The organism is Streptomyces sp. 13-12-16 (genome assembly GCF_002114215.1).
Classification (GTDB): Bacteria; Actinomycetota; Actinomycetes; order Streptomycetales; family Streptomycetaceae; genus Streptomyces.
In genome coordinates this window covers 1-3,697 of sequence record NZ_NCTE01001305.1, presented here as the reverse complement: position 1 = coordinate 3,697, position 3,697 = coordinate 1, and the positions used below count along the sequence as shown (strand labels likewise).

3 protein-coding genes are annotated in these 3,697 nt (G+C 74.9%); 2 read left to right on the top strand and 1 reads right to left on the bottom strand.

What is annotated here, in order from left to right; translation table 11 throughout:
- A partial coding sequence (locus B7767_RS40185; RefSeq protein WP_085576232.1) for an MXAN_6230/SCO0854 family RING domain-containing protein occupies window positions 1–2,143 on the top strand: 2,143 nt, incomplete at its 5' end.
- 209 nt (window positions 2,144–2,352) lie between these two features.
- Here B7767_RS40185 and B7767_RS40180 read toward each other — a convergent pair.
- On the bottom strand, window positions 2,353–3,234 hold the full coding sequence (locus B7767_RS40180) for an alpha/beta fold hydrolase (RefSeq protein ID WP_085576231.1): 882 nt from the start codon (window positions 3,232–3,234) through the stop codon (window positions 2,353–2,355).
- A gap of 154 nt (window positions 3,235–3,388) precedes the next feature.
- On the opposite strand from B7767_RS40180, the gene B7767_RS40175 reads away from it, so the two are divergent.
- Window positions 3,389–3,697: winged helix-turn-helix domain-containing protein (locus tag B7767_RS40175; RefSeq protein ID WP_179167508.1), on the top strand; the 309-nt coding region annotated here is incomplete at its 3' end.

The following is a 3,697-nucleotide window of genomic DNA, read 5'->3' as shown; positions in this document are numbered from 1 at the left end:
GGTGTCCCCCCGCCGTATCGACGCCGACGACCCCTTCCTGCGGCCGGTCCGCGCCGTCGGCGCCGCCAAGGCACCGGTGCCCGGCCCACTGCGGCTGCTGCGCCTGGGCACGGACCGGGCCGCCGACGCCACCGCGGTGGTCGACGCCTTGCTGGCCCGCCGGACCCCGCTCTCCCCGCGGGACCGCGACGACCTGCTGACGCTGCTGCCCCTCACCCCGGCCGGCCAGGGCCTGCTGCCCCAGGACATCCCGGTCCGGGAGACCAGGGCGATGGTGCTGGGCGCGCTGGTGCGCGACGCGCCGGACGGCCTGCCACCGCGAAAGCTGCTGGCCGAGCGGCTCACCACCGCCACCGACGTGCTGCGGCTGCTCGCCGTGCTCTCCGGCGGTGACGCGGGGCTGGTGACGCCGTCGCGGTTCACGAGCCCGCCGCGCCCGCTGCGCCGTGAACTGCTCGCGGTCCTCGACGGCCTGCCGACGTCCTACCTCGTGGAGGACGTGCTGCGGCACCCCACGGAGTGGAAGCGGGCCGCGGAGGTCCTGCACCCCTTCGAGCGGCACGCCCGGCATCCGCGCGCCGCCCTCGCCTTCGCGGTCCTGCGCGGCACCCCGGTGGATCCCGGTACCACGTTCGGTTCCGCCCTGCTGGAGACGGCCGCCGCACACCCGGACGCCGTCCGCGTGGACGGTACGCGGATCCGCCCGGCCACCTGGGCCGGGCGACTGGAACAGGCGGTGGCCGAGGGCGATGCGGGCAGGGCCGCGGCCCTCGCCGGGGAGCGCCCCGGCGAACTGGTCCGCCGGCTGGACCTGCTGCTCCGCCTGCACACCGCAGACACCCTCGAACCCGAACTCGGCAAAGCCCTCCTGCGGGGGCTGCCGAAGGTGGGCCCCGGCCCGCTGCTGTCGGCGCTCGGAGCGCTGCGGACGCGTACCGAGGACCGCACCGGCCGCCGCCGCGTGTTCTTCCCGCGCGGAGAGGTCACCCGGGCCCTGACCGTTCCGGAGCGGCGGACTCCACTGCCCTCCGGGCTGGTGACGGAGGCGGTCACGCTGCTGCGGGCGGAGGTGCTGCGCCGGTTCGCCGTTGGAGAGCCGTACGAGCTGTCGGTGCTGGACGCAGGCCTGGCCGACCTCACCGTGCCGTTCACCGAGCGGTCCACCGCGAAGGCCCTGGTGGCGGTCCCCCGGGGCAGCACGCAGAACCTGCCCGAGGGCGCGGTGCTGCGGCTGTTCCTGCACTGGACCGAACCCCGGGGCAACCGTACGGACCTGGACCTCTCCGTCGCGTTCTTCGACGCCGAGTGGCGGTTCACCGGACTGTGCGACTACACCGACCTGGTGTACGGCGCGGACGCCGCGGTCCACTCCGGCGACCTCACGTCCGCCCCCGCGCCGCGGGGCGCCACCGAGTACGTGGACCTGGACCTGGAGCGGCTGGCGGAGCGGGGGGACGTCTACGCCGTCCCGCTGGTCTTCAGCTACAACAACGTGCCGTTCGAGGAGTTGCCGGACGCCTTCGCGGGCTTCATGGCGCTGCCCGCGCACGGCCCGCGGGACGCGTCCTACGATCCGCGCACGGTCCGTCAGCGTTTCGACCTGGCGGGCGACTCGCAGGTGTGCCTGCCGATGATCGTGGACCTGGGCCGCCGCCGGGCGCTGTGGACGGACACCCACCTGCCGTCGACGGGCGGCTTCCAGAGCATCGGCTCGCACGGCGGGGGCGTGCTGGCCACGGTGGCCCGGGACCTGTGGGAGCAGTTCGGCTCCGGCAGCCGGACCACCCTGTGGGACCTCGCGGTCTGGCGGGCGGCGGCGCGCTCCGTCGAGGTGGCCGTGACGTCCCGGGAACCGGAGCCCGCACTGCTGCGGTACCGGAGGCGTCCGGACGAGGACGCGGCGGCGTTCGCCACCAGGGTGTCTTCGGCAAAGGACAGCGAGGAACGTCTCGAGCACCCCGACCCCGACACGGCGGCGGCCGAACTCGCGTCCGGCAAAAGGGTGTTCCTGGCGACGGTGCACGGCAGCGTCGGGCCGGCGCAGGCATCGGGCACCCTCTACCGGCTGTTCCCCGGCCCCGGAGACGCCTCGGAGACCTTGGTCCGCGTGACGGCCGGCGACCTGGTCGCCGAACTCGGCTGAACCGGCGCCGGGACCGGGGACCTGCCGGCACGGGACCGGCCGAGTACCGGCAGCGGTGCGTCGTGCGCGGTCGTGCTGAACGATCCCGGACCGGCCGCCCCCGGTTCCCCGGCATGACCTCCAGCTCCCCGCGCTGCCGTCGAGCACGTCGTGGGGCGAAGACGTGAGCCGGGTACCTCACCCGGGGAAGGGGGGCGGGGCGGTGGTCGTCAGCGGTCGTGGAGAGCCCGGATCTCGTCGGCGACCAACGTGGGATCCTCCTCGGCCATGAAGTGGCCGCAGGAGACCGTGCGGTGCCGCAGGTCCTTGGCCCAGGCGCTCCACAGCCCTTGGGCGTGGTAGCCGAGTGCCGCGCCCCAGTCCTGCTGGAGGACGGTGACCGGCATGGTCAGCCGGTTGGCCGCCTCCCGGTCGGCGGTGTCGTGGTCCACGTCCACGCCGGCCGAGGCGCGGTAGTCGGCGACGATGGAGGGCACGGCCGCCGCGGACGCCGCGAGGTAGTGGGCGCGGACATCGGCGGGGATCGCCTCCGGAGCCTCGGTCCAGGCGTCGAGGAAGTGGCCGAAGAAGGCGTCGGCGGACGCCTCGATCATCTGCTCCGGCAGGCCCGGGGCCTGGGCCATCAGATACAGGTGGAAGCCGACCGCGCCGGACACGCCGTGCAGGGCCTGCCACATGTCGAGGGTCGGCAGGACGTCGAGGAAGAGCGCCCGGGACACGGTGCCCGGATGGTCCATCGCGGCCCGGAAGGCGACGAGGGCGCCGCGGTCGTGGCCGGCCAGAACGAAACGGTCGTGTCCCAGCGCGGCGGCGAGGCGGACCACGTCCCGGGCCATGGTGCGCTTGGAGTAGACGTCCGGGCCGCCTTCCGCGGGCTTGTCGCTGGCACCGTAGCCGCGCAGGTCCGGGCAGATGACGGTGTGGTCGGCGGCGAGATCGGCGGCGACGTGCCGCCACATCAGGTGGGTCTGCGGAAAACCGTGCAGCAGCACGACCGGGGCACCGCTGCCGCCGACGGCGGCGTTCAGCGCGAGGCCGTCGTCGACCGGTACTCGGTGCTCGGTGAATCCGGGGATGCTCGGGTGTGTCACGGCGACTCCTGTGACTCGTGGCAGAGTGGACGTCCCGGGCCCGGCGGCCCGGGTCGTCCGGGGACGTCACCCAGGCTGCGGGCCCCGGATCAGCGATCGATGAGTGGACACGCGGCACCCCCGGGGACGGCGCCGCCCTCGAAGGGACCGTGCGGTGGGTGTGGAGTTCGGACTGCTGGGGCCGGTCGCAGCCTGGGACCCCGACGGCGCCCCCCTGCCGCTCGGCGCGCCCCGCCACCGGGAGGTGCTCGGACGGTTGCTGATCGCCCGCAACCGGGTGGTTCCGGTCGGCCGGCTCGTGGCCGACCTGTGGGAGGACGGACCCCCGGCCGGCGCGATCGGCGCACTCCGCACCTTCGTCGCGGCGCTGCGCCGCGCCCTGGAACCCGGACGCCCCGCCCGGCAGCCGTCGCGGCTGCTGGTCACCGACGGCCCCGGATACGTGCTGCGCGCCGGACGCGAT